18 protein-coding genes and 1 pseudogene are annotated in these 23,627 nt (G+C 57.5%); 13 read left to right on the top strand and 6 right to left on the bottom strand.

Annotated elements, in window-relative coordinates; all coding sequences use genetic code 11:
* The first annotated feature begins 114 nt into the window (after positions 1-114).
* Positions 115-909 carry a hypothetical protein gene (locus AC07S6_RS19390; RefSeq protein WP_495112811.1) on the top strand — a complete coding sequence of 265 codons (795 nt, stop codon included), beginning with the start codon at positions 115-117 and terminating at the stop codon, positions 907-909.
* Between the two features lie 189 nt (positions 910-1,098).
* A pseudogene (locus tag AC07S6_RS19395) lies at positions 1,099-1,544 on the top strand (conjugal transfer nickase/helicase domain-containing protein); the annotation flags it as partial.
* Between the two features lie 23 nt (positions 1,545-1,567).
* On the opposite strand, the gene AC07S6_RS19400 reads toward AC07S6_RS19395, so the two are convergent.
* The gene (locus AC07S6_RS19400; protein WP_495112812.1) at positions 1,568-2,521 is read right to left on the bottom strand and encodes a LysR family transcriptional regulator; all 954 of its coding nucleotides are present in this window, start codon (positions 2,519-2,521) and stop codon (positions 1,568-1,570) included.
* A 119-nt stretch (positions 2,522-2,640) separates the two neighbouring features.
* Between AC07S6_RS19400 and AC07S6_RS19405 the strand changes: the two genes are divergently transcribed.
* Positions 2,641-3,675 carry a zinc-dependent alcohol dehydrogenase family protein gene (locus AC07S6_RS19405; protein WP_495112813.1) on the top strand — a complete coding sequence of 345 codons (1,035 nt, stop codon included), beginning with the start codon at positions 2,641-2,643 and terminating at the stop codon, positions 3,673-3,675.
* Between the two features lie 354 nt (positions 3,676-4,029).
* Here AC07S6_RS19405 and AC07S6_RS19410 read toward each other — a convergent pair whose 3' ends face one another.
* Positions 4,030-4,311 carry a chorismate mutase gene (locus tag AC07S6_RS19410; RefSeq protein ID WP_495112814.1) on the bottom strand — a complete coding sequence of 94 codons (282 nt, stop codon included), beginning with the start codon at positions 4,309-4,311 and terminating at the stop codon, positions 4,030-4,032.
* 20 nt (positions 4,312-4,331) lie between these two features.
* Entirely contained in the window at positions 4,332-5,198 is an 867-nt protein-coding gene (locus AC07S6_RS19415; protein WP_495112815.1) for a prephenate dehydrogenase, read from the bottom strand.
* Positions 5,199-5,589: 391 nt separating this feature from the next.
* Here AC07S6_RS19415 and AC07S6_RS19420 point away from each other — a divergent pair, with 391 nt between their 5' ends.
* The 6 genes from AC07S6_RS19420 to AC07S6_RS19445 all read left to right on the top strand — a co-directional run bounded on the left by AC07S6_RS19420 (position 5,590) and on the right by AC07S6_RS19445 (position 12,540).
* Positions 5,590-6,033: a MarR family winged helix-turn-helix transcriptional regulator gene (locus tag AC07S6_RS19420; RefSeq protein ID WP_495112816.1), complete on the top strand. Its 444-nt coding sequence runs from the start codon at positions 5,590-5,592 to the stop codon at positions 6,031-6,033.
* Positions 6,034-6,254: 221 nt separating this feature from the next.
* Positions 6,255-7,763 carry an acyl-CoA carboxylase subunit beta gene (locus tag AC07S6_RS19425; RefSeq protein WP_495112817.1) on the top strand — a complete coding sequence of 503 codons (1,509 nt, stop codon included), beginning with the start codon at positions 6,255-6,257 and terminating at the stop codon, positions 7,761-7,763.
* Positions 7,764-7,775: 12 nt separating this feature from the next.
* Positions 7,776-8,987: a hydroxymethylglutaryl-coenzyme A reductase family protein gene (locus AC07S6_RS19430; RefSeq protein ID WP_495112818.1), complete on the top strand. Its 1,212-nt coding sequence runs from the start codon at positions 7,776-7,778 to the stop codon at positions 8,985-8,987.
* Between the two features lie 17 nt (positions 8,988-9,004).
* Positions 9,005-10,486, top strand: a complete 1,482-nt coding sequence (locus AC07S6_RS19435; RefSeq protein ID WP_495112819.1) for an acetyl-CoA carboxylase biotin carboxylase subunit — start codon at positions 9,005-9,007, stop codon at positions 10,484-10,486.
* Between the two features lie 23 nt (positions 10,487-10,509).
* The gene (locus tag AC07S6_RS19440) at positions 10,510-11,073 is read left to right on the top strand and encodes an acyl-CoA carboxylase biotin carboxyl carrier protein subunit (protein ID WP_495112820.1); all 564 of its coding nucleotides are present in this window, start codon (positions 10,510-10,512) and stop codon (positions 11,071-11,073) included.
* Positions 11,074-11,145: 72 nt separating this feature from the next.
* Entirely contained in the window at positions 11,146-12,540 is a 1,395-nt protein-coding gene (locus tag AC07S6_RS19445) for an MmgE/PrpD family protein (protein ID WP_495112821.1), read from the top strand.
* Positions 12,541-12,607: 67 nt separating this feature from the next.
* Here the strand turns inward: AC07S6_RS19445 and AC07S6_RS19450 are convergent, their stop codons facing one another.
* Genes AC07S6_RS19450 through AC07S6_RS19460 form a run of 3 tightly spaced genes read right to left on the bottom strand, consistent with a single transcriptional unit; the run spans position 12,608 to position 18,041 of the window.
* Complete coding sequence (locus AC07S6_RS19450) at positions 12,608-16,105, bottom strand: indolepyruvate ferredoxin oxidoreductase family protein (protein ID WP_495112822.1); 3,498 nt, start codon at positions 16,103-16,105, stop codon at positions 12,608-12,610.
* Positions 16,102-16,380 carry a DUF2783 domain-containing protein gene (locus tag AC07S6_RS19455; protein WP_495112823.1) on the bottom strand — a complete coding sequence of 93 codons (279 nt, stop codon included), beginning with the start codon at positions 16,378-16,380 and terminating at the stop codon, positions 16,102-16,104. The genes AC07S6_RS19450 and AC07S6_RS19455 overlap by 4 nt, the downstream gene beginning before the upstream one ends.
* Complete coding sequence (locus AC07S6_RS19460) at positions 16,377-18,041, bottom strand: FAD-dependent monooxygenase (protein WP_495112824.1); 1,665 nt, start codon at positions 18,039-18,041, stop codon at positions 16,377-16,379. The genes AC07S6_RS19455 and AC07S6_RS19460 overlap by 4 nt, the downstream gene beginning before the upstream one ends.
* A gap of 397 nt (positions 18,042-18,438) precedes the next feature.
* Between AC07S6_RS19460 and AC07S6_RS19465 the strand changes: the two genes are divergently transcribed.
* From AC07S6_RS19465 to AC07S6_RS19480, 4 genes are all read left to right on the top strand, one after another.
* On the top strand, positions 18,439-19,491 hold the full coding sequence (locus AC07S6_RS19465; RefSeq protein WP_495112825.1) for an EthD domain-containing protein: 1,053 nt from the start codon (positions 18,439-18,441) through the stop codon (positions 19,489-19,491).
* 39 nt (positions 19,492-19,530) lie between these two features.
* Positions 19,531-20,910, top strand: a complete 1,380-nt coding sequence (locus tag AC07S6_RS19470; protein WP_495112826.1) for a class II 3-deoxy-7-phosphoheptulonate synthase — start codon at positions 19,531-19,533, stop codon at positions 20,908-20,910.
* A gap of 233 nt (positions 20,911-21,143) precedes the next feature.
* Positions 21,144-22,361: an MFS transporter gene (locus AC07S6_RS19475; RefSeq protein ID WP_495112827.1), complete on the top strand. Its 1,218-nt coding sequence runs from the start codon at positions 21,144-21,146 to the stop codon at positions 22,359-22,361.
* The gene (locus tag AC07S6_RS19480; protein WP_495112828.1) at positions 22,354-23,376 is read left to right on the top strand and encodes a hypothetical protein; all 1,023 of its coding nucleotides are present in this window, start codon (positions 22,354-22,356) and stop codon (positions 23,374-23,376) included. The genes AC07S6_RS19475 and AC07S6_RS19480 overlap by 8 nt, the downstream gene beginning before the upstream one ends.
* Positions 23,377-23,627: the final 251 nt, after the last annotated feature.

The raw sequence follows: 23,627 nt of genomic DNA on the forward strand, positions 1-23,627 counted from the left end.
CTCGACAGTACCCAGGTAGCCAGAACCTTTAAGGCTACGCCACTTGCGTGGTGGTTCTTCCCCAAGTGCGATTAGCGTCCGGCGGCTCGCACGGTCACTCCTCTAGAGTGATGGATGCCTACTCGATTTATCTGCCCACTGCTGCAGACGATAGACTACGCCTATTACGGTAAAAAGGTCGGCAAGGCCGCGGCCAAAGGCCAACGTCGGGACTATGCCTATTATCGTTGCATTGGAACCGATGCCTACCGCTTTGGTGGCGAACGCGTCTGTGACAATCAGCAAATACGAACGGATCGTCTTGATGAACTGGTGTGGCGGAAGGTTATTGAGCTGCTCGCCCATCCTGGAAGACTAAAGAATGAATATGAACGTCGGCTGGGAATCCTCGAAGAAAAAGAAAAAACAGCCCCTGATACTGCCGCACTGGAACGACAACGACTGCAACTGGAGAAAGGCAAGTCGCGGCTCATCGATAGTTATGCCGAAGGTATGATCGACAAAATGGACTTTGATCCAAAGATGCGAAACTTGAAGAGCCGTCTGGAACAGCTTGATCAGCAGATTCAGGAGTCACGGCGTCATCAGGTGGGTCAACGCGAGCTGTTTCTCGTCATTAATCGTCTCGAAGAGTTTGCCGCTGCGGTCCATGACCGATTGGGTGCTGTGGATTTCGTCACGAAACGCGAGATCATTCGCGGCCTGGTCAAACGTGTCGAAATTCATAAGCACGAAATTTTGGTGGTGTTCCGGGTTGATCCGGATCCGGGGTTCAACGCCAGCGAGACGTCGACAGGCTCAGGCACCAGAGAAAAAAGTATGCAAGATCGTACGCGGCGTAATCACTGCACCTTGGGGAGTCCCCTTGGTCGCAGCCACCCTACGGCATCCTCCATAACACCCGCCTGAAGCCATTTGCAGATAAGCCCGAGCAGGCGCCGGTCTGCAATCCGGTGTCCCAGAAACATCAACATCCATTCATGGTCGATCTCATCAAAGAACCAAACGTTTCCAGATACCTCCATCAACAAACAGCGGGCTGACACCCCTGTGGCCGAGGAGAAACTTAACGCGGTGACCGAGATTGGTTGACCACTACAGCCTGACGCCAATGATGCACCGTTAGAAAGCCCTCCCGAAAGCTTTCCCCTCCTATCGGACAACCCTGATCAAGCATTCCTGAGTTGGGTAAAAGAAGGGATCTTGAGCCACAAACTGATAATCAATGACAGCAAAGCCAAAACCCACAGAGTGAGTGGCAGCGTATTTATGGTCACGCCTGGGCTCTTCCAACGCTATGCCCAAAAGTTTCCTCGCATCGCCAATGGGGCCACTGAAGTGATCGAAGGATGGTGCGGGGCTCAGAAGCAGCTCGATAAAATGAAGGTCCACAGAAAGCATGAGAACGGTCTAAATATCTGGGCATGTCAGGTACAAGGTCCAAGGAGGAAAACCACCTTGAAAGGGTATCTAATTGAGAAGCCTGAATTATTTTTCAATCGGTGCGGCCCGACGATTCCTTTCTGAAAATCAAAGAAGCCTGATAACACTGCACCTCTACGACGAGCTATAGATGCACAGCTGGAGGTCGGGCTCCCTTCTTGTCCCAGGGCGCTATGGGTGTGAACGCCAGCAAGAGTTTGTCCACTGTCGCCCTGATCTTGGGTGCCAGATCCCGCGTTGCAGGCCAGAGAGCATGAATAGGGGAGCCCTCAACCCCATGAGGCGCGAGAACCGTCTGGAGCGCACCGTTTTTCAATGCATCCGCCACCAGCCAAGTGGGAAACTGCCCAATGCCCAGACCATCAAGGACCGCAGTGCGCAAGGCATCCCCATCACTGATGGTGTGGCGCCCCTTGATTTTGACGTTTACAGTACGGCCCTCGCTATCTAGCAACTTCCACGGGAACACGTGTCCACCTTGTGCAAAAGTAATGCAGTCGTGATTGGTGAGATCATTAATGGATGTTGGACTGCCATGTTCTACGAAGTAGGCTGGCGTGCCGCAGGTGACTGTTCTTTGGAATCCCAGATGACGTGCCGACAGCGAGGCGCTGTCGCCCGGGTCTCCCAGCCGCACCACCAGATCGATGTTCTCCTCCAGCAGATCGACCGAACGGTCCGCAAACGCCACATCCAGCGTGAGCTTCGGGTGCTGCCGGGCGAGGTCGCACAACACCGGCATGACCCATTGCCTTCCGAAGGTCGTCGGCAGACTGATGCGCAGGCGTCCCGACACCTCTCTGCGGCGCGAGGCGGCGCGCGATTCGGCCTCATCTAGTTCAGCAATCACGCGCAAGCAGCTTTGATAGAAGTCGGCCCCCTCAGCCGTGAGTGCGAGTCGCCGCGTGGTCCGATCGAGCAGGCGTATGCCCAATCGCTCCTCCAGAGTTGCGACACTTTTGCCCACCGCGGATTTGGAAAGACCGATTCTCTGGGCTGCCGCCGTGAAACTGCCCGTCTCCACCGCCTGGACGAATACGCTGATGCCTTGGAGACGGGATGCACTATAAATTGTCATACCGACCTCGATTGAGGAATTAAAGTGCTCAGTCTATATCGTATTAGTCCAAACTAACGCATGCAATTCTCCCATAAACTAAGCCTTCGTGACTGAGCGACGTGAAAGGAGTAATGAAAATGACGGTCGAATCCATGCAGGTCTGGCAATTACCAACATTCGGGTTGAAAAACCTGGAACTGGCGCAACGGCCTGTGCCGCATCCAGGTCCCAACGAAGTGCTGGTAAAAGTCGCAGCGGTATCGCTGAACTACCGGGACAAGCTGGTAGTCAACGGCGAATTGTTACCGAAGCTACCACCGATGCCCTTCGTCCCGGTTTCCGACATGGCGGGTGAAGTGATCGAGCTGGGTTCGCAGACCACTCGTTTCAAGGTCGGCGACCGAGTCATAGGCAATTTCTGGACGCAGTGGCTGGAGGGTGAGCCGCCTCGGGCGATGCTCAAGCACGGCTTGTCGCTGGGCGGTCCGCTGCCGGGCATGTTGGCCGAGTACGTCGTGCTTTCCGAGGAGATAGCGGTCGCGGCACCCTCCTACCTTTCCTATGAAGAGGCCGCGACCTTGCCCGTTGCCGCTTTGACTGCCTGGTTCGCGCTGGTGGAAGCTGGAAAGCTGCATAAAGGGCAAACGGTGCTGGTCCAAGGTACGGGCGGGGTGTCCTTGTTCGGCCTGCAGTTCGCGCAAGCGTTGGGCGCGCGCGTGATAGTGACCTCACGCAGTGACGACAATTTGGCCCGTGCTAAAGCGCTGGGCGCCTGGGCTGGCATCAACACCAGCCAGTCTTCTACCTGGGCGCAGGCGGCGGTCGAACTGACGAATGGGGATGGCGTCGATCAGGTGCTGGAACTGATCGGTGGTGACAACTTGCGCCAGTCAGTCGAAGCCCTCGCGGTCTCCGGGCATATTTTGCAGATCGGCTTCCTGGCCGATACCGAACTCCGCATGCCGGCCATTCCGCTTCAACTTCGACGCGCCACCTTGCGAGGTGTATCTGTGGGGCACCGGCGTGCTTTCGAGGAGATGAATCAGGCCATTGACCAGTACGGCATCAAGCCGGTGATCGACAAGGTATTTTCGTTCGCCGACGCTCTTGCAGCTTTTGCGCGCCTCGACCAGGGGCCTTTCGGGAAGGTGGTCATCAAGGTTAGAGGTTAGGCTCTGAATCGCTTATCGAGGCGTGCGCCATTACCTTGCGTGCCTGGTCATCACTTCCGTGAGCAGAGAGACAGCACCGGCATTTACGCTGCGGGCAACTGGTACCATGTATTTGCCGGTATTCGCGCGGCGGAGATTTCATGGTGAGTTCAATACGTTGCTGAACGCGCTGTCGGAATCGTAACCCAGCCGGCCTTTGAGCGATGTTCAGTGGGCCTTAGGAAGCAAATATGGCGCAGTGGACGGGACTCTCGATCTCGATTTGATTTATTGAAAACACAGTATTTTTCAAATTTAGGGGGGCTCGGCGGAGCAATTTTTGTACTAGCTGTCCGAAACTGACAATACCACCGCTCAATCGTCGATGAGCGACCGGTGATTAGATACCACCTCATCAATGATGGTGCGAAAAATATTGAGGATCAGCACCGTACTCACGCCGTTCTGCGTAGCTAGGGTCAAGTAGCGATGTTCCTGTTGCGACTCGCGCTCAGAATCCACAGCCTGCCATTGTTGCCGTGCTTTGAGCCTCCCCACTCGCTCAGTGACGTCAAACCGTCGAGAAAGCAGGATAATCAGTTGCTCGTCCAGCTCATCAATGGTTTTGCGCAGGCTCGCCAGTTCAACATTCTCCATTGCCTCTTCTCCTGCACGCATTACAGTGAGCGTCCCAGCAATTTGTTGGCCAGTGCCGAGGAGTCGCTAATTTTGCCGTGCAACTCTATCGGGCGCTCTTGCAAGACAGCACACCACTGGTTCAGTACCGCGATGAAATGCTCGGCCTCAGACAAAATCGCGTCGGTGTTATTTTCAAAGATGCTGGTCCACACCGTCACATCCGAGGAGGCCAGACGAATTTGCTCGAAGAAGCTACGCCCGATGAAGGAGGCGGTTTGCGAGCTGATAGGCAACTGATCACCAAAGGTTTCCATCAGAGAGAAGGCAATCAAGTGCGGCAGGTGCGACGTCAAGGCGGCTATATGGTCGTGCTGACGGGCATCGACTCTACACGTGATGGCCCCGAGCGCCCGCCAGAATCCTTCGACCTGTTCTATGGCACTCGTTGGCGTTATGGAAAGCGGTATTAATAGGCAAGTTTTGCCAGCGAACAGATCCTCGCGCCCTGCACGCGGCCCGCTTTGCTCACCGCCCGCCATGGGGTGGCCAGGGACAAATGACACATGCGTCGGCAAGCAATTGCCCAACTCATTGATCACCGTTTGCTTGGCTGAACCGACATCGGTCACCACGGCGCCATTTTTCATCCCTTTGGCCAAATCCATGACCACCGTCGCCACCGATCCCGTCGGCACACAGACCACCACCAAATCGCATTCATGCAACTCAGTAAGACTGTCAGCGCACTGCAGCGTTAAGCCAAGCCCTTCAACCTCGCGACAAACCTTTGGGTCGCCATCAAAGGGATGCAGATGAACATGGGGGTAGTTAAGTTTCACATGCCGCAAAATTGAGCTTCCCAGTAATCCCAAGCCTACGATACCAAGATGTCGAATGCTTTCCATGCTCCCAATCCCCCTGACTGAGTAGGCTCAACAGCCCCAGATCAAAAATTAGTACGCAGATGATCAATACGCAAGGATTTATAGAACTTTAAATATCAATCATGGATGCAAGTGGAGCGTGATTCGTTCTTCAAACGGTCACAAACGCTTAATAACGCGAAGCTTTCTCAAATCAAGACAAGGTTACCCTCGAGGATCCTCATAGCTAGAAATATTCTGTTAAACTTGAGATGTGAATGCATCCTGACTGTTCGTTTGTATCCGCTATAATTTTTTACTAGCAACTGCGAAGGGATCGCAGCTGTATCACTGCGGCCCTGTTGCGGACCGGTAGGCACTCGGCTTTGATCGCAACCACCGGACAAGCGGCATATAACAATAAGGTGTTTTGATGTATTCAAGTTTACGTACCCTTGCAGACGACACATTTTGCCTGCGCCTGCAGCGAGCTGCCAGGGTCTGGCGCAAGGTCGCCGACGAGGAATTGATTAAGCTCAACTTGTCGGACGCCACCACCACTCCTTTATGGCTCATCAGCAAATTGGGCGAAGGTCTGCGCCAGCGTACCCTCGCGGACCATATGGGTCTTGAAGGACAGTCTTTGGTGCGACTGTTGGACCAACTGGAAAGCTCGGGCCTGTTGGTTCGCCGTGACGATCCGTCTGACCGTCGAGCCAAAGCACTTTATCTAACTGATGCCGGTCGCAAGCTGGCAGAACAAGCCGAACTGGTGGTTAGGGGCATACGCGCCAAGCTACTGCACGGCGTGACTGCCGAACACCTGACTATCGTCGACGAGGTCTTTGACAAAATCATTAAGGCCGCCGGCGACTAACTCTTTTCGCGCCGGAACCTCCCAAAAACCCGGCGCTTCCTCCCTCCCGAGCCCCTAGCGGCTCTCAAAAATGTTCACTTGCAGCGCTTGCGAATAGATCGCTTGAGATCTAGTATTCGTCGAGCGGCATCCGACTGTCGTTATTTCAAACCATCGACCGCCTCTCAGTAAATCAGTCAAGGGACGGCGTTCGGCACACTCTTAACCAGTGGAGCCAACTCATGTCAGATTCGCTTGAAGTCAGGGACGCTGCTCGTGAACGGACAGTTCTCGCTCCTAATCCGGCTGCACACCGGCAACAGATCATCGACCTGCTAGACCCGCAAAGCTTCCATGAACTGGACGCTCAGGCCGAGCATGATTGCATGCATTTCGGGGCCGCAGCCCGCAAGATCCGGGGCGATGGCATCGCTACCGGCCATGGAACCGTAGATGGCCGCCCCGTTATAGTCTATGGCCATGACGGTAGCTTCATGGGCGGCAGCTCAAGCCGGATCCATGCCCTGAAGATCTGCAAAGTGCTGGATATTGCCCTACGCACCGGCGTGCCGATAATTGCCCTCAATCACTCATCCGGCCTACGGATTCACGAGGGGGTCGATGCCGACTCTCAGTTTAGCCATGTGTTTTACAAGACTGTAAGAGCCTCGGGAGTAGTGCCGCAGATTTCCATCGTCCTCGGCGACTGCATCGGCGGCGCCGCCTACACGCCGGCCCTGACAGACTTCATCATCATGGTGGACAATCAATCGGCCCTGTTCCTGACCGGGCCCGCGGTGATCCGCCGCGCCACCGGCGAAGAAGTGACCAAGGAAGAAATCGGTGGCGGCCTCATGCACGCCAGCGAAACCGGGCTTGCCCACTTCCTCGTGGGCAGCGTCGAAGAGGCACTGAGCCTGACCCGCGACTTGCTGTCCTACCTGCCGCAAAACAACACCGTCCGTCCACCACTGGCGGAAGGTCCCGCCACCCGGCGCTACCTGATCCCTGCCGTCGCCGAACTGGTCCCCAGTGAGAAAAACTTGCCTTTCGATGTGCGCCATCTGATCGAGGCGGTTGCCGACGAGCACTCTTTCCTTGAAGTGCAGCCGCTCTTTGCGCGCAATATCGTGATTGGTTTTGCCAGGCTGGGCGGCCAAAGCATCGGCATCATTGCCAATCAGCCGTCGTGGCTGGCGGGTTGCCTGGACATCAATGCGTCCACCAAGGCGGCGCGCTTTGTGCGGCTGTGCGATTCATTCGGTATTCCGCTGCTAACGCTGATCGACGTACCAGGCTACCTGCCGGGGCGACAACAGGAACGTTCGAACGTGATTGGTGCAGGCGCCAAATTGATGCATGCCTACTGCGAAGCCAGTGTGCCGAAAATCGCCGTGGTGTTGCGCAAAGCCTATGGTGGCGCCTACCCCACCCTGGCCAACCGCTCGGCCACCGACCTGATCTATGCCCTGCCCGGCGCCGAGATTTCGGTGATGGGCCCGGAAGGCGCCGTCGATGTGATTTTCCGCAAGGATATTGCCGCCGCCGCCGACCCTCAGTCACGCCGGGAAACCCTTATAGATGACTACCGCCAGGCCCACGCCAGCGCTGAATATTCGGCCACCCGTACCTACATCGAAGGGCTGGTGGAACCTGAACATTTACGCAATACGCTGATCGCCAATTTCGCACTATTACAGGACAAGATCCCGGGGCTACCGGCGAGAAGACATTCGAACATTCAACTGTGAGGGAGCATGGTCATGGCTATTCCAAGGGACCCAAGTAACGATTACCACGAAGAGCAAATCGCCCGGCGCCTGGCCTGGGTCGCGGAACAGACGGACACCCCGCTTCCTTACATTGGCGGTGCGCCGATCAGTGGCGAGCAGGTTAAAGGTACCTGTGAGAATTTCATCGGTTTTGTCGGGACCCCCTTGGGTGTCGCGGGCCCGCTGCTGATCAATGGAACACGGGCCCAAGGTGCATTCATCGTGCCGCTGGCGACCAGCGAAGGGGCGCTGGTCGCCTCCTTTTCCCGGGGCATGAACCTGATCACTGACAGCGGCGGCTGCACCATCAACAGCCCAGACAACGCTCAGCCTTCACCTGGGCAGCCGGCCTACCGATTCCTCGGCGATGCGCTGACCAAGATTTCCGCGATCGTTTTGCACAACGCCAGCGACGCCCCGCAGTTCGACGCTTGGCTCAGGGCGCACATGGCCGATATTGTTGCGACGGCCAACGCCACCAGCAAGCATGCGCGCCTACTGGAGTTGACGCCGCTGCTCCAGGGCGACCTGGTAGGTCTAGCGTTCACCTACGAAACCGGCGACGCTATGGGCCTGAACATGGCCACCAAGGCCAACGAAGCCGTGTGCCGTTACCTCAAGAGCCAATGCCCGCAGTGGGTGGACTACTACTTCAACACCCTGGGAGGCGATAAACGTTTCGTCGCGGACCAAGCCAAAGGGCGTTACGTATCGGCTAGCGTAAGAATCCCCAAGGCCTTGGTAGAACAGCGCCTGCGCACCACGCCCCTGCGCATGCAGCGTTTCCTGCATGCTTGCAACAGCTTGCTGGCCCAGCGCGGCGCCACCGCGCCGAACATCCACGTGGCCAATGCGCTGACGGCATTGTTCATCGCCTGCGGCCAGGACCCAGCCTTCGTCACGGTATCGTTCAAGAATGCCTGCACCACCTTCGATGTGCTGAACAACGGAGACCTGCTCGCCAGTGTGACCCTGCCCAATCTAATTGTTGGCACTGTCGGCGGCGGCACACGGCTGCCCGCCCAGCAAGAATGCCTGCGCATGCTCGGCTGCTCCGACGATGCGCGCAAATTGGCGGAAATCGCGGCGGCCGTGGCGCTGGCCGGAGAAATCTCAGTGGCAGGTGCCGTCAGCGCCGGTGAATTTACCCGTGCCCATACCACCCTGGGTCGCGGCCAAAGCGCCGAGACAACCCTCATATAACTGACAGGGGCGTGACGATGGTGAGTCGAGTACTGATTTGTTGTCGCGGGGAAATCGCATACCGTTTTATCCGCACGAGCCAACTGCTGGGCATCGAGACCGTGGTGATTTACAGCGCCGACGATGACGAAGCACCCTTTGTCCTTGCCGCCGACGCCACTATTCGTGTCGAAGCCTGGGACCCGGCCACGCTGATCGAAACGGTGATCGGTGCAGCGGTAGACTGCGGCGCCGACGCCGTGGCGCCCGGCTACGGGCCCTTGGCGGAAAATGCCTTCTTCGCCGAAGCATGCGGGTACGCAGGCCTGGTGTTTATCGGCCCCAACGTGGCCGCCTTGCGCCAAACCGGCGACAAGATTGCTGCCCGCACGGCGGCCCAGCGCGCCGACGTGCCCGTGGTGCCAGGCCTGACCATCGACGCCGACGTCGAGACGGGTGCCCGTGCGGCCGATGCCCTCGGCTACCCGGTGTTACTCAAGGCCGCCCTGGGTGGCGGCGGGCGCGGCATCCGCGTAGTGGCGCAGCCGGATGAGTTTGCCGGGGCCTTTGCCGAAGTGCGCCATGAAGCGATGCGCGCCTTTGGCAGTGATCAACTCTACCTGGAGAAATTTCTCGGGGAGGCCGTGCGCCACATCGAAGTCCAGGTGATCGCCGACAAGCATGGCCATTATCTGCACTTGGGCACACGGGAATGCAGCGTGCAGCGCCGTCGACAGAAAATCGTCGAAGAAGCGCCGGCCCCCAACCTCAGCGACGAAGTTCGGCAACGCCTGCATGACGCCGCGCTGGCCGTGGCTCGAGAGGTTGGCTACGACAGTGTCGGTACCGTGGAATTTCTGGTGGATGCCAGCGAGCAGTTCTACTTCATCGAAATGAATGCGCGAATCCAGGTCGAGCATCCGGTGACGGAGCAAATCACCGGCGTCGATATTGTCGAGCAACTGATTCGCTCGGCCCAGGACCAGCCGCTGAGCATCACCCAGGCGCAGGTACAGTTTCACGGGCACGCTCTGGAGTTCCGTCTGTGCGCTGAAAGCGCCCATGGCGACTTCCTGCCTACCGGAGGCCGCGTCACCGACTACCGCGTCCCAGAGGGGCCGGGTATTCGTGTGGATTCCGGGATACAGATCGGCTCACTGATGTCGCCGTTATTCGACAGCCTGTGCCTGAAACTGATCGTCTGCGCCAACCACCGAGCCTTCGCCGTGCAACGCGCCCGCGCCGCCCTGGATGAGTGGTTGGTGGCGGGCTTCAGCACCAACCTGCCGGTGCACGCGTGGCTGCTGTCATACCCGCCCTTTATCAATGGCACGTATGACCTGTCGATCTGCAATCACTTCCCTTCAGCCCATGCCCTGCCCGCCGAGGATGCACGACTCATGCACGCCGTGGCGGCACTGGCGCGGCATTTACAGCCGCCCTCTGCGCCCACGACACGGCCGGCCAGCCACCAAACGTCAGCCTGGACGCAGCGCAACAGCCACTGGCTGTTGTCCTGATAGCCCTCAAGGAGCATGCCCGCATGAGCAGATTAGCGAACACAGCGTCGCTCACGACATTGGCCGGTAGCGTCGAAGGCGATGCCGACACGGCACAGGTTCACATCGAAGACCTCGGCAATCAGCGCTATCAGGCGGTGTTTGCCGATGGCCATACCCTCGTGCTGGATGTCCTGCGCCAGGACGAACTGCCTCACGGCGCCACCCGCTTGGCGCTGAAGGTCGATGGCCAACGCAAGACCGTGCACGTCACCCCCAATGGCGCCCACGAATCGACCCTGGACCATGCCGGCAGCCGACGCAGCATCAGTTGGCACAGCACCAGGCGCCGCGACGGCGACGGGACCACTGCGCGCCAGGACGTTAGTGCAACCCTGTTGGCGCCCATGCCTGCACGCGTGCTGGAGATTCTGATCAGTGAAAACAGCCTCGTCGAAGAGAACCAGCCGTTGCTGCGCATCGAAGCAATGAAAATGGTCATGACCTTGTCTGCGCCCGGGCGCAGGCGGATCCAGACCCTACACATACAGCAGGACGACGGCATCCTCGCCGGCCAGTTGCTCATCACCTTTGCCAAGGTGGATTGAACGTGTTGCACCTCTGACGTCGCCAAAACAGGGCGGCAATCGGTAACTCTTCTCATATTCAATGGAGTTGAAATGATACTGGAAGCCCGCATCACCCAATACTGTGACGACCTGACCTTTAGCGCCATCGACCCCGCAGCCCTGGAAATCGCCAGCCGCTCCTTGCTCGATGCCCTGGGCGTATCCTTGGCCGGCGCCCGTGACGAGGGGGTCAAGGTGCTGGCCGGCATCGTCGAGCAATGGGGCGGCCAACCCCAAAGCCGCGTACTCGGCCGCCAGCAGGCATTGCCCGCACCGGCGGCGGCGATGCTCAACGGTGCCGCCGCGCGCGTGCTCGACTTCGATGATGTGGCAGACCCTTTAGGCACCCACCCCAGCGTGGCCATCCTTCCGCCCTTGCTGGCGATCGCCGACCTTGTAGATAAGCCCATCGACCGGCAGGCCTTCATCACCGCCTTTGTCATCGGCCAGGACCTGTCCATTCGCCTGTCGCGGGCACGCAAGGAAACGCTGCTGGAGAGTGGCCGCTACGACCTGTGCAAGGTGATCGCCGCCACGGCCGCCGCCGGCAAACTCTATGGGCTGCGCGGCACACAACTGCAGCATGCACTGGGCATCGCCTACACCAGTGCCCTGGGCGAAACCCAATGTATGATCGACGGCGCTTCGACGGTGTTCTATCAGCAGGGCCTAGTCGCAGCCAATGCGGTTCGCGCCGTGATACTTGCCGCCAATGGCTTTACCGGGGCGAACCAGTTTCTGACCGGCCGCTGGGGCTACTACAACGCTTTCGAACCCGGCTCCAAAATGGAGACCATCGACGCCGGTCTGGGCAGCCTCTTCAGTAACACCGACGGTATTGCCTTCAAGCCCTACCCCACATGCCGCCCGAATACCTCAGCGGTCGCTCTGGCCCTGGAACTGGTGCAGGGGCGCCGTCTAAGCGCTGCCGAGGTGGTGCGCATCGACGTCCAGACCAACCAGCAGATCCACGACCTGGTGAGTGCCCCGGTCGAGCGCAAGCAGGCCCCCACCACGGTGGTCGAGGCGCGTTTCAGCCTGGCGTATAACATCGCCACGGCGCTCATCAACGGCGATCTGTTCATTGACGACTTCAACGAGCAGGCGATCCAGCGACCCTCGATCATCGCGTTGAGTCGCAAGATTTTCCCTCGCCAGGACCCGACCTGCGAAATTGCCGAACTGGGCACCCATGGCAAGATCAAGATCCGCATCGAACTGACCGACGGGACGCTCCTGCAAGGCGAGGTCAGCTACGCCAAGGGCAACCCGCGAAACCCCATGAGCCAGGAGGAATTACAGGTGAAATTCAACAAGTGCCTGGCCTATTCGGACGCGGCCCATGCCAAAGCGCAATCGGCAACCATCGTCGACTGGATCTTCGACCGCGACTCAATCAACCCTGCCTATCAGGTACTGGCCAAGGCCCTACACGCGCCGCTTTAAATCGCCCCAAACGACAACAGGCACATCAAGGATGTGCCTGTTGTCGTTTGGGCTTGAAGCGCTCGTCTCAGGAGACTTTTTCCACCTCCACGACCGCGATGCGCTTGACCGCACCGCGCTCCGCCTGTCCGCCATTGATCTGCGCCAGCAACTCGACCTGCCGTTGCCGAGCAATGCCGATCGAGCGGGTCTTGACATGCCCGTACCCGCGAATGGCTTCAGGCAAACGTGCCCAGCTCACCAGCAGGGGCAACGTATCGGCCGTCAACTTCGGCAGCAATGCAATCAACATGCTCTGGTACTCGTCCAGAAGGCGCCGCTCTTCACGACGCTCCTTGAGCAGGCCAAACGGGTCCAAGGCTGTATGCCGCAGAAAGCGCAGCCCGGCCAGCGCGCGGAACACCGGAATGATCCAGCCGGAAACCTTGATCTTGCGTGGCTCTCCCGCGCGCTTCACCAAACCATCCAAAAACGGCGGGGCGAGATGAAAGGTCAACTTGGGCCGCCCGACGAAGGATTCGCCCAGGCTGCTCAGAAACGCCGGCGAACTGTGCAGCCGTGCCACTTCATACTCATCCTTGAAAGCCATCAGCTTGAACAGGTTGTGGGCCACCGCATGGGCCAGCGTAACGTCTCCGACGCCCTCGGCGGCTTTGACCACCTGCTCGACCAAGGCGCGGTAGCGCGCGGCGTAACGTTGGTCCTGGTAGTCAACCAGCAACGCACTGCGCTGTTGCACAACCTGCTCCAGGGTGAGCGCCTGCGGCGGCTGGGCAGCCGCGGCAGGCTTGAGCTGGCTCTCGACGAAGGCGGGATCCGCCGCCAGCAGACGCCCCCAGGCAAACGCCAACCGATTAGACTGGACGTCGCCGCCGTAGATTTCCAGCGAGCGGTCAAGGGCGCTGAAGGTCAGGGGCACCACGCCCTGCTGCCAGGCAACACCCAGCAGCAGAATATTCGCCTGCATCGGCCCAACTACTGCCGCCGCCACTTTGCGCGCATCTACGGACTGGTAACGCTCGGCGCCCACAATGTCGATCAGACGTTGCTCGATAGCAGTAGTCTCCAGACGCAAGGCCGGGTCCAGCAACATGGCACCAGCCTGGACCTCACTGGTGCTTGCAACCACCCGGGATTGGCCGCGCCGCAGCACGTTCAAGGCTTCATCTTCGGACGCGACGGCCAGGTCGGAAGCGATCAACACGTCGGCGCAGGCCCGGTCGATTCGATGCTGATGCAACTGCTGGGGGGCATGGGCGAAGCGGATATGGCTGAATACCGAACCGCCTTTCTGGGCGAATCCGGTAAAGTCCAGGACCGACACTTCAAGCCCTTGCAGGTGCGCGGCCATGGCAATCGTTCCGGCCATGGTCACCACTCCCGTACCGCCAACCCCCGTGATCAGCAGTTCAAAGGTCCGCTCAAAGCCTGCGGGTTCGGGCGTTGCCAAGGCCCCGGCCAGGGCCAGCACCTTTTCGGCTGGCAACAGTTTGCGGCGCGCCTTGGCCGGGGTGCCGGTAACCGTGACAAAGCTGGGGCAAAAACCCTTTACGCAGGATTGATCGAGGTTGCAACTGTCCGTATCAATGCTGCGTTTGCGGCCGAGCTCGGTCTCCACCGGCACCACGGACAAGCAGTTGGACTTGACCTGGCAATCGCCACAGCCCTCACACACCTGCTGGTTGATCACCACACGCGACTGCACCTTGGCCGGCGGCAAGCGCTTGCGCCGGCGACGGGCTTCGGTGGCACACACCTGATCGAACACCAATACGCTAACGCCAGGCAATTCCCGCAGGCGCCTCTGGACGCTATCCAAAATATCGCGATGGTAGACCATTACCCCGTCCGGCAAGCTGTCGCGGGCCTTGTAGCGACTAGGGTCATCCGCGACCACGACGACTTCACGCACCCCTTCGCTCTGCACCAGTTCGACCACCTGGCGCACGCTCAGTTTGCCGTCCACCGGCTGGCCGCCTGTCATCGCCACCGCATCGTTGTATAGCACCTTGTAGGTGATATTCGCGTTGGCGGCGATGGCTTGCCGAATCGCCAGATAGCCGGAATGGAAAAAAGTACCATCACCCATGTTCTGGAAAATATGCGGGGTCGCCACAAAGGCCATTTGCCCCAGCCAGTCCACGCCCTCTCCGCCCATTTGTACGCTGCCACTGGTGGCGCGGTCGGGCATGCGTGCGGCCAGGGCGTGACAACCGATGCCCAGCCGGGCCTCACTGCCTTCCGGCAGTTGGGTCGAGGTGTTGTGGGGACAGCCCGAACACAGGTAAGGCGTGCGCTTGAGCCAGTGGAACTCACGGGACACCGGCCCCTCGATCCAGTAACGCGGTACGTCTATGGCCACGCCGAACGGCGCCAAGCACGTCGACAGGACCCGCGTGATCCTCGACGGGCGCAATTCTTCGGCGACCGACAACAGCGGCTGTCCACGCTCATCGAGTTTGCCGATGATCAAGGGGCGGTTCTCCGGCTTGGCGTTGAACAGGCCACGCTTGAGTTGGTCCTCCACGACGCCTTGTTTTTCTTCGATGACCAGCACCCGCTCACAGCGTCGGGCCCAGGCCTCCAGCACCGGCGACAAGGGGTAGACGACGCGGATGCTGAGCAGAGCGACTCCGGCCTTTTCCAGAGCATCTAGCGACACGCCACCCCGCTCCAGAGCTTCACGCACGTCGCCATAGGCCTTGCCAACCGCCGCGATCAACAACCGTGGAAAGGCTGGCGCCGCTTCCACCCGGTCCAGGGGGTTGGCCCGAATAAAACGCCGCGCCGCCTCAATCTTGTGGGAGAACCGTCGCTCGATCTGCATGCCTGGCAGGTCCGGCCAGCGCCAGTGCAACCCATCGGGGCCCGGGTCGATGGCCGGCTCCACGAAGCGTGGCGCTGCCACTGCATCGACTGATCTGGAGGCTTCAACGGTTTCGGTCACGGCCTTGAACCCGACCCACAACCCGCAACAACGTGATAGCGCCCAACCCCACAACCCGCAATATTCATAGTCGGCAAGCCCAACCGGATGGATCACCGGCAACCCCCAGGCCATCAACGCCTGATCCGACTGGTGGGACATCGACGACGAAACGCAGCCATGGTCGTCACCGGTGACAACCAGCACCCCACCATGGGGCGACGAGCCATACGCGTTGCCATGCTTCAAGGCATCCCCGGAGCGGTCAACACCCGGTCCTTTGCCATACCACAGGCCGAAGATGCCGTCGTGCAACCGGGCCGCATCGCTTTCCACCCGCTGCGTACCAATTAGTGTGGTCGCCGCCAGGTCTTCGTTGATCGCCGGCTGAAAGCGGATATTGGCTTTTTCCAGCAGCGGCCTGACCCGCCACAGCTCCTGGTCCAGCCCGCCGAGGGGCGAACCGCGATAGCCGCTGACAAATCCTGCCGAGTTGATACCCGCCGCCCTATCCGCAGCAGCCTGGGCCAGCAGCAGGCGCACCAGCGCCTGCTGGCCGCTGAGGAAGACTTTCCCGGCAGGCTCCTCGATGCCCCGCAAGTAACGAGAGTCGAGCCGATATTCCAGATCCAGAGTCATGTCCGAGCCTTTTGAGTGTGCACCTGATGTGGATGGGAGGCAGTGACAGAAAGGGTTTTCAATCCTTGGCGGGCGATCAAAATTGCCTCTCGCAGTACGGCTTCATCACCAATATGGTTCATAAGCAGCAGCACCAGCTGGGCGTGAAGCAAGTGCCCGGCCGGCGCGTCCAGGTCTTGGCAGGCGTCCGTCAGCAGTTGGAAATAACTGTCCGGGCTGCTCAAGCGGCATTCCGTGGCCAGGCCAGTGCTCGAAGAGATGGCTGACAGGCTCATGACACTTGCTCCTGTGCAGGGGCCAGCACTTCGGTGGCCGAAGCGATGGCAATGGAGCGCTCAATGGCCAGCGGATCGAGAAAGCTCAGGGTCGTCAGCACATGCTGGTCCGGACGTATCACCACCACTTCCCCCGGCTGTAACCCGTAGCGCGAAGCCACGAGGCCGGCGTGGTCCCACAGCAGGTCGAGCGTCGCAGCGGGCTCCCGCGAGGTCAGCACGATGACGTCGAGCGGGTAGGCCGAGGCAATCGTCTTGGGCACGGCACCTGAACCGGGTTCATACACCAGCACGGTAAACCCCCGGCGCCCCAGGTAATTGAGTAGCCAGTCGGGTTTGCCGCCCACGCTGATCGGAGCATCGGGCGCTGCTGTACCGGCAGAAATCCGCCCCCCGTCAGAGTCGGCAAAATGTTCGAACTGGCCCACCCCTTCCAGCCGTGCGGGTTTTGACAGGCGCCCGGAGTTGATCAGCGCTCGCCCCCAGGACGTGTGGCGAGCCAGCGCCAATGACGCTTCGCGCAGCACATGTACAGCAGGGCTGGGAGGGGTGATGAAATCCGCGCTGCGTGTGGAGTTGAGGATGTTTTCGTCGGCGGCGAACACCCGCTCCTCGTCATAGGACTGAATCAGCGAGGGCGACGCACCGTGCAGGAGAATGCCAGCCAGGCGCCAGCCTAGGTTGTCCGCATCCTGAATCCCACCATTGCCTCCGCGCCCGCCAAATGGGCTGACCTGATGCGCGCTGTCACCTGCGAAGACGATCCGCGCCTGCACAAAGGTCTCCAGCCGCCGACAGCGAAAGGTGTAGACGCTGATCCAGTCGATGCGCAACGGCGTCTGCTCACCGAACATTGCATGCAGCCGTCGGGCGACTCGCTCGGGCTCGCGCTCTACGACCGGGTCCGCGTCGGGGCCCAGCTGGAAATCGACTCGCCACAGATCATCCGGCTGCTTGTGCAGCAGCACCGAATGGTTGGGATGAAAGGGTGGGTCGAACCAGAAACGCCGCTCTGCAGGAAAGTCCGGCTTCATTTCTACATCGACGATCAGGAAGTGGTCATCGAACACCTTGCCGATAAAGGGCAAGTCCAGAGCATTGCGCACCACCGACCGCGCACCATCGCACGCGACAAGCCAGTCACACTGCAGCTGGTAGGCGCCGTCGGGGCATTCGATGCGTACGGTCGCCCCCTCGGGCCGGTGCTCGACCCCAACCACGCGGTTCAGGCAGTGGAGGTCCACCAGGCCGGTGGCCAGGCACGCCTCCACCAGCCATTGTTCGATGTAGGTCTGTTGAATATTGAGGAAGGCGGGACAGCGAAAGCCAGGCTCCAATTGAAAGTCGAAACTGAACACTTCGTGGTCTTTGTGAAAGACTCGGCCAAGCTTCCAGTCGACCCCCTTGTCCCGCAACTCATCCGGCAAACCGAGCCGACCGAGAATTTCCAAGCTGCGCTGTGCAAACACAATGGCCCTGGAACCTTCCGTCAACGTCTGCCGAGCCTCCAGCACCACGCTCGCCACGCCTCGGCGGGCGAGATCAAGGGCCAGGGTCAGCCCTACCAGACCGGCACCGACAATCACGATGGGCACCGTACGGGCCGTGCTGAGCTGAAGGTCCAAAGGGGTGGAGTAGGTCAAGCTGGACGGCTGATGCATGAGTCGTCGCCTCCGATGGCAAAGTGTTGCGCTCACGAACACAAACAGGTTCTTCCGGAGAAATTTAGATCCCTTGCGCGTAGTACGCAAGTACGCAATAAACGAAAAATATATTGTATTAAGAACTATGTTTATAGCGTTTTTATCTGCTCGCCTTTCGCTGTTCTTCTGCCTTTAACAGCTATCCTTACACTTAACTCATTGATAAAAAACACCATTAACCCTGTAAAACCGGAAGCCCTCAGCCTCCTTTGATCCCGCTTGACCCATTTTCAGCAGAAATCCCATGAGAACTATATTGCAAGCGATCTATTCGTGAGCTACTTTATTCTCCTAGGTAAGATCATGTCGAACAGAAGCCCAGACGTATTGAGACGTCGCGGCTCATGGAGGGGTGATGACTTATTCTCAGGAGAAGGAGAATGTCCCGCTCACGTCCGATTCCGGCGCGGGGAATGAACCGCTGACAGTGCTTTGCACACTGCTATCGCGCGCTGACAACACGCCGTTGAATCAACGACGCAACGGTCCACTGCAAATGCTTGACCTTTACGGGGAAGTGCTCTGCGATCCGGCCAACAGTGCGAATGCCTTTGAGGCGCAGCCCAATCTCAGCGTCGAAAAATGGACCGAATACTGGCTCAAGATCCATGGCACCCGTTTCACCTATGCCCTGCCTATCCAGGCCGATGGCCACCAACCCCTGCTACGCTATGACCAGATACACCGCCTCAGTGTTGGCCCCTCAAACCTTCGCCTCCTGCCTTATCTGCCGCCCCTAAACGAAGACGGCCAGCTTTTCGACACGGTGATCGGCCATGTATCGCCGTATCAGCGCTCCGAATGGGATGGCATCGCCTACCTGGGCTTCGCCAATACTGACGCCTTGCAAGTCACCTTGGGCCATCAGGAAATTACCCGGGCGATCCTCCCCGAGGATCAGGTGATCTTCCGCGAACTGTGCCCGATCCTGTGCCGACAGCACATCGTGATACCCAGCTCCACATCTAGGGAATCGATCCTATTGATCAGTCTAGTGCGCCGTGACCGGGCGTTGAGCCGCGACCAATTCCAGCACCGCTGGCTGGCGGAGTACGCCCCCCTACTGCTAGCACAACCAGCTACCCAGCGTCTGGTCAGGCGCTATTTGCAATTGCATAACATTGGCCCGATCGACATGGGTCAACCGCTTTACCACGAAATAGGCAAGGACATCGACGGCATAGCAATTACCGCCTTCAGCTCCATCACCGACCTGGAGGAATTCCTAGTTGATCAGGATATCACCGCACTTGCCCAGACCCAGTCGCAACTGATCGACCCCCAGCGTCATGAATATTGGACAGCCCTCACTTTCCAGGTAGTCAACCAACTGCCTGGGGAAACCCGTACCGCTAGCCCCGCCCCCGCTAGACTGGGCGTCACCGCTCGCGCAGAAGCAGCGACTTGATCAACACATTCCCCTTATGGAACAAGCGGAGATGTATTTATGCCCATTGAATGGTCCCCCTCATCCTGGCGTGAAAAAACTGCACTGCAATTGCCCGAGTACACCGACCTCGAGCACCTCGCCACAGTCGAGGCGCAACTGCGCAACAGCGTTCCGCTGGTACTGGCCTCCGAGATCCGGTCGCTGAAGACACGCCTTGCCCAAGTCGCACGAGGCAAGGCTTTTCTGCTGCAAGGTGGCGATTGCGCTGAATCCTTTGCCGAATTTCACCCTGGTGGAGTCCGGGATCTATTCAGGGTCTTCCTGCAGATGTCGACGGTGCTTGCCTTCAGCACAGGAGTGCCGGTGGTCAAGGTCGGTCGCATCGCGGGGCAATTCGCCAAACCACGCAGCACCCCTCAAGAAACCATAGATGGGGTCACGCTACCCAGTTATCGCGGCGATATTATCAATTCGATGGAGTTTAACGAGCAGGCTCGCAGACCCGATCCAGAACGAATCCTGCAGGCCTACCACCAGTCCAGCGCGACCATGAATCTCCTGCGCGCATTAGGCCAGAGTGGTTTTTCCGACATGCGCCATGTGCAACAATGGAACACCCGTTTCATTGCCGGCGCACCGGAAGGACGGCGCTACCAGGTGATCGGCCGCCGAATAGAGGAAGCCCTCAAGTTCATGAATGCCTGCGGCGTCTCGCCGGAGTCCGTTCAGGCCCTGCGTGAAACAGAGCTATTCACCAGCCATGATGCCTTGCTGCTCAACTATGAAGAAGCCTTTACCCGTCTCGACTATACGAGTGACGAGTGGTACGACTGCTCTGCGCACATGCTGTGGATTGGTGAGCGCACGCGGGGCATCGACGATGCCCATGTGGAGTTCCTCAAGGGTGTGAAGAACCCAATTGGCCTAAAGTGTGGGCCAACCCTGCAGGAACACGACCTGTTGCACCTGATTGATACGCTCAATCCGGACAACGAGGCCGGGCGCTTGACGTTGATCGTACGCATGGGCGCCGACGCCCTCGCCGAACGCTTGCCGCAACTACTGCGTGCGGTGAAGAACGAAGGTCGTGACGTTGTGTGGTCGGTCGACCCGATGCATGCCAATACCATCAAGTCGAGCACCGGCTACAAGACCCGACGGTTCGCCTCGGTGATCGCCGAAGTCGAGCGCTTCTTCGATGTCCATCAGGCAGAAGGTACCCACGCCGGCGGCGTGCATCTGGAAATGACTGGCGCCGATGTAACCGAATGCACTGGGGGAGGGCAACGCATCTGCGATGCGGACTTGAGCAACCGTTACCATACACATTGTGACCCCCGCTTGAATGCCACCCAAGCATTGGAACTTGCCTTTCTTATTGCCGAAAAACTAAAACTCGAAAAAACAGACCTTGCTGACCATGCGCTAACGCTTTGAACTAAGTGTTTTAGATTTGGCGGTAACAAAAATTCATTCGATCAATTTCGGTGGGTGAATTTTTTACTGAGGCTAAGGAGAGCATTAGCGCCGCATGGCCCAAGCCATAGATCTGAACGGTTATTAGGAGTTTCAGCTGTTATCGCTGGACGCGTCCACCTCCAAAACACCTAAAGCATAAGTTAAATCTCTCTGCCTCTATATGGTAAGGGAGGAAGAACTCAAGGAGCCTCATGATGAATTCCAACCTGCCAGAACCAGGGCCCGGATCAGGACCAACAAAGAAAATATTATTTCTACTCGCGCTGGGGGCTGGGCTCGGGGTGGCAAATGTGTACTATCTCCAACCTGCATTACAGCTCATACAACTGGACCTTAAACTATCAACAACAGAAGCTGGCCTGATACCAACATTGACTCAAATTGGCTATGCGGCTGGCATGTTTTTTTTGGCGCCCCTAGGCGACACCCTCCCAAGAAGAAAGTTGATTATTGTAAAAGCCCTACTCCTTTCTTTCGCTTTAGTATTGGCGGGACTAGCGCCGAACTTACAAATATTGATTTTTGCATGCATTGCAATAGGCTTGCTAAGCAGTGTTGGCCAAGACTTCGTACCCGTCGCAGTACAGTTATCTCCCGAATTGAATAGAGGGCATATAGTTGGAATTGTAACCACTGGCCTGCTGACAGGGATTTTATTATCTAGAACATTAGGAGGTATCGTTTCGGAGCAGTATGGATGGAGGAGTATGCAGTTTCTTGCTGCGGGTTTGATGCTTGTCGTGGCCCTTATGGTTCGTAGAGGCTTACCAAAACTGAACGCAATAAATACGAGCACTCCCTACAGCGCTTTGATTAAAAGCTTATTAAAGCTGTGGAGAGAGCACCGCTCTCTAAAGCTTTCGATCATTACCCAGGCATTGCTGGCCTCTACGCTTGGTGCTTTTTGGTCTACCCTAGCGATGGTAATTGCCGGGCCACCGTACAATCAAAGTGCGACAGTTGCAGGAGCCTTCGGTATTGCTGGCGCCGCCGGAGCATGTGGAGCATCTATTTTTGGGCGAGTAGCCGATACAAAAGGCCCGCTGCCAGCAATACGGACCGGATGCCTATTAGTGATCATATCTTTTACAGGGATGTGGCTGTTACCAAAATCTCTGCTTGTCCTCGCAGTGGGTACCGTATTATTTGATCTTGGCATTATGGCCGCCCTCGTATCACATCAATTCATTATTAATAGCATAGATGCTCAATCTCGTGGTCGGCTTAACGGGTTGCTCATGACTGGAGCTATGTGTGGAATGGCGATAGGTGCCGCGGTAGGTAGCTTAGTCTGGGCTAATATCGGATGGATAGGCATATGTATATTATGCATATCTACAAGTAGTCTAAGCTTGTTTTTATCATTTTCTCACCACCCACGTAAAAATGGAGTTTATACATATGACTAACACCATAGAAGAGAAGCTTCTTCGTCCTCCCTATATCAAGGCCAGTAAAGGCGACAAGGAGCCACTGACAGTGCTCTGTTCTTTTCTTTCGCGCTCCGATAATACCCCGTTATCGGAAAGAACTCGAGCAACTGGGCACGTACTGGATCAAAGCGGAGAAGTTATAGCCGACCCCGCAAAAAACCCACAAGACAATGCGTTTGAAGAAACTCCAAATGTCAATTTCGAACACTATGGTGAGTACTGGAGGAAAGTTCATGGCGTGCGGTTCATTCATCCTGAGAGCGATGATGACTCTGTGACTCTGAAGAAACTAGTACGTTATGATCAGTTGCATCGCCTCGCTGCCGGACCAACACAAACCGATACGCCTCCATACAAAGTACCTGCCGATGAAGAAGGAAAACTATGGCCAACGGTTATAGGGAAAATCACTCCTTATCGTCGCCCGCACTGGGACGGCATTGCTTACTTAAACTTTTCGACGGTAGATGACATATCAGTGGTCTTAAGTAGCAACCGAGTGGTGGAAAAAATCATACCGGAGGAAAAAGTAATATTTCGTGATATGGCCCCACTGCTCTCCAAACAGTATGTAATCATTCCAAGCCTTCAAAGTAATGATGCGGTTACTTTAGTCAAGATGCACAAACGCCTATCAAATCTAAGCAGGGCTGATTTCCAAAATTGGTGGATTGGAAAATTTGCAGAAAAAATAAAGCAACAACACAGCACAACAAAACTCATCAAGCGTTACGTGCAACTTCATAATATCGGCCCTACAGAACCAGGCAAACCCTTTTTTCACGAATATACGTCATCGATTGATGGTGTTTCACTCTTTAGCTTTGCAAGCTTGAGTGATCTTGAGGATTATTTGAGAAATCCTGTTACTCAAGAGCTATTTAGGCTCGAAGCGATGGAATGCCAGTCGACTGAGTACTGGACGGCTGTAGGAGTGGTTCTCGTCAACCGCATTCATCCAGAACTTGAGACCCGCGTAGGCGAGGAATAAGTAAAAATTAGCAAAAGACGCATGAGTGCATAGTTAAGATCACCCGAAAAAGTGGATATGTCACCCTGCATCGTGGGGTTATAGCTTAACAAGAGTATTGACACCTGACAGCAACGTCTTACCATTTAGCAAGACGTTGCTGTCCTTTAGGCTGACCAAACTTGAAAGACGAACAATACAGATCTTCCATCATAGCGGCCAGGCTCGGATAAAGGTCGAAAGTACTCCCTCCCATGCTGAATGACATTCCG

This window comes from Pseudomonas sp. GW821-FHT07B01, from assembly GCF_059419065.1.